The organism is Gottfriedia luciferensis, from assembly GCF_002156865.1.
In the GTDB taxonomy this organism is placed as follows: Bacteria; Bacillota; Bacilli; order Bacillales; family Bacillaceae_G; genus Gottfriedia; species Gottfriedia luciferensis.
In genome coordinates this window covers 1-1,370 of the sequence record NZ_NCTA01000083.1, presented here as the reverse complement: position 1 = coordinate 1,370, position 1,370 = coordinate 1, and the positions used below count along the sequence as shown (strand labels likewise).

3 protein-coding genes are annotated in these 1,370 nt (G+C 32.1%); all 3 read right to left on the bottom strand.

From position 1 onward, the window contains the following. Window positions 1-247: 247 nt before the first annotated feature. Complete coding sequence (locus B7R67_RS21795; protein ID WP_088073082.1) at window positions 248-643, bottom strand: VOC family protein; 396 nt, start codon at window positions 641-643, stop codon at window positions 248-250. A 145-nt stretch (window positions 644-788) separates the two neighbouring features. Next, entirely contained in the window at window positions 789-923 is a 135-nt protein-coding gene (locus tag B7R67_RS22720) for a hypothetical protein (protein WP_268876051.1), read from the bottom strand. Continuing rightward, on the bottom strand, window positions 924-1,370 hold a 447-nt coding region (locus tag B7R67_RS21790), incomplete at its 5' end, for a spore germination protein (protein WP_142289608.1).

Below are 1,370 nucleotides of genomic sequence, written 5' to 3'. Positions count from 1 at the left end.
TCAGTTTGAATTCATTTTTCTAATAATTAGTATTAAATATTTTAAACTAATGAAAAAGAACAAGTAATGATGTGAGTTTGAGTGTATAAATATTGCTCAAAACCGATTAACATTTCAATTAATTAATGGATTATCAAATATACTAACTTTTTATCCAATAGTGTTCACTTAATGACCTTTTTTCATATTGACCGATATATACTAAACACTCTGAGAAATAGATTAAAATCTATTTCTCTTTTATGTATTATTTTGCATTCACATCCGGTTGATGAATACCAAAAATATTACCTTCTGTATCAATAAAGTAACCTTGCCATGCCATTCCAGGTAGTGCATATTTTGGCATTGCAACTTTACCGCCATTTTGAATAATTTTAGCTTCCGTTACATCATAGTTCTCTACTCCCATTGTACAAGCATAACCATTTAAAGCTTGATTTGGTTCAGGAGCATTACCTTGACGCTGCATTAAAGCACCATTTATCCCAAGCACATTTTCATCTCCAGTAACTGCACCAAAGTATGGCATACCCGCATAATCACTCCAATCTTGAAATGACCATCCGAAAACTTCTCCATAAAACTTCTTAGCTCTTTCCATATCACTTACATGAATTTCAAAATGAATTAGTCTACCCATAAATTCCTCCTATTTAAATAACCGATAGTAAATCAGAATTTTCAGACAACTCACTATTTATTATATCTAAAATGAAATTAAATTCAATTTAACCATTTTTATTTGAAAATTTACTAATGCCAATCGTAAACAAATAAATAAAAAGTCAACCAATAAAAACACATAACAACATAGCCATTAGAGATCCATTGTAACGTTCGCCAATTAAAACCATTGGTACATTGATAACAATGTTCAACATCATTGTTAGCAGTACAGTATAGTAAAAGTGACGAGTCAACTAGCTATGTCCCTCCTTTGGATTCTGAGTTATCGTTTCAATTTTATTGGTAGATCCCCATTCGATTGCTAAAAAAGGAGTACCGAAAGTTCGCTTATTAGCTAAATAACAAATAAGTGTAATTACTCCTCCAATTAATCCAACCATCCCAAATAAAGTTGCTAATATTATCAATGGGTATCTAATGCAACGAATTGCAAAACTCATGGCACTGATTGGTACTGTAAAGTTAGAAATAGCCACAAAGGCTGTAATAATAATCATAATAGAACTTACAAGTTGAGCTTGTTGTGCAGCCTGACCAAGTATAAGTCCACCAACTGTAGTAGCTGTAGGTCCAATTACTCTTGGTAGTCTAATACTAGCTTCCACTAACATTTCTAAAGCTACCATCATAAAAAGAACTTCATAAATTGATGGATAAGGAACTCCTGCCCTACTACCTGC